This is a genomic window from Myroides sp. N17-2, from assembly GCF_002286775.1.
Classification (GTDB): Bacteria; Bacteroidota; Bacteroidia; order Flavobacteriales; family Flavobacteriaceae; genus Flavobacterium.
The window spans coordinates 1-1,691 of record NZ_NSGJ01000097.1 but is presented as its reverse complement, the minus strand read 5'-3'; the positions used below and the strand labels follow the sequence as shown (position 1 = coordinate 1,691).

Genomic DNA, 1,691 nt, shown 5'->3' with positions numbered 1-1,691 from the left:
CACAAGAATATTGAATTACTTGAGCCGTATGCGGGGAAACTCGCACGTACGGTTCTTAGGGGGGAAAGAGGCAGTAATGCCTCCGACCTACCCGACGATGACCTATCGACTATTGCTTACAATCACTTGCTTCTTCACAAAGATAAATATGCTATTGCACCTAAATTTTATGTGATAAACTTTGATGATCCAAATCGTAGTCATCGCTGTAATCCGATTAACCCTTCATTTATGACTGATATTTCTGATGCCTATGAATCAGCCTACACCATCATGTTAAACTTAAACCGTTCGTGGATACAAAAGCAAGGTGACTTCTTTGTGGAATCTCCAATCATCCTCTTAGCTGCTATTATTTGGTTTTTAAAGCTTTATCAAAACGGAAAGTATTGTACGTTTCCTCATGCTATTGAGCTGCTTAATAAAAAGTATGCTGATGTATTTACTATCCTTACCTCCTATTCAGATCTTGAAAACTACCTCTCTCCTTTTATGGATGCTTGGGAAGGTGGAGCTCAAGACCAATTACAAGGGCAAATAGCTTCGGCTAAAATACCGTTATCTCGTATGATATCTCCATCGCTGTATTGGGTTATGACAGGAGATGATTTTTCACTCGATATCAATAATCCAAAAGAGCCTAAAATACTATGTGTAGGGAATAACCCTGATAGGCAAAATATCTACTCCGCTGCTTTAGGACTTTACAATTCACGTATCGTAAAGCTCATTAATAAAAAAGGACAACTTAAGAGCTCTGTTATCATAGATGAATTACCAACGATCTACTTTAGAGGACTCGATAATCTTATTGCTACTGCTCGTAGTAATAAAGTAGTGGTGTGTCTTGGTTTTCAAGACTTCTCACAACTTAACAGAGATTACGGAGATAAAGAAAGTAAGGTAATACAAAACACAGTAGGTAATATCTTTTCAGGTCAAGTTGTGGGAGATACGGCTAAAGCGTTATCAGAACGCTTTGGGAAGATCCTTCAAAAACGACAAAGCATTTCCATTAATAGAAATGATCGTTCTACCTCCTTCTCTACTCAGCTTGATACCCTTATCCCCGCTTCTAAAATATCAACTCTTACTCAAGGGATGTTTGTAGGGGCCGTTTCTGATAATTTTGATGAGCGTATAGATCAAAAGATATTTCACTCAGAGATTGTAATTGATAACGAGAAAGTCTCTAAAGAAATGAAAGCGTATAAAAAGATACCTCAGATTACTTCCTTTACAGATGCCAATGGAAACGATACTTTAAATCAGACCATTCAAGCTAATTATAAGCAGATTAAACTTGATGTTGAGTCTATTATAGAAGATGAGCTAAAACGCATTGAAAATGATCCTGATTTGGTTCATTTGATTAATAAGAAGTGATAAGTATTTCGTTTCAATTTGTGCCAGTATTTTGATGTATGTTTTGGTTTTGTAATTATAACGATGGTTGGTATTTTATAGTTACAGCAGGTAGTTGGTGTTTTTATTTTTTATCAATTACCTCACTAAGATAGGTAATGCCTCGCGGTTCGCTAGGCAAAAAATTCCCCCATAAACGCTTGACTGTGTCTTCGCTTTATTGCGTTGCTTTTTGCGCTCGCTTGAGTCTTACCTGTGCTTGCTCCATAATTAATTTAAAAATTTAATATTATGGAAACTACAGTTTTAAAAAGCAATTGGTTAGT

At 36.4% G+C, this 1,691-nt stretch carries 1 protein-coding gene; it reads left to right on the top strand.

The features are described 5' to 3' along the window. Positions 1-1,386 (top strand): TraM recognition domain-containing protein (locus tag CF599_RS19220; RefSeq protein WP_254050371.1); only part of this gene is annotated, 1,386 nt, incomplete at its 5' end. Positions 1,387-1,691: the final 305 nt, after the last annotated feature.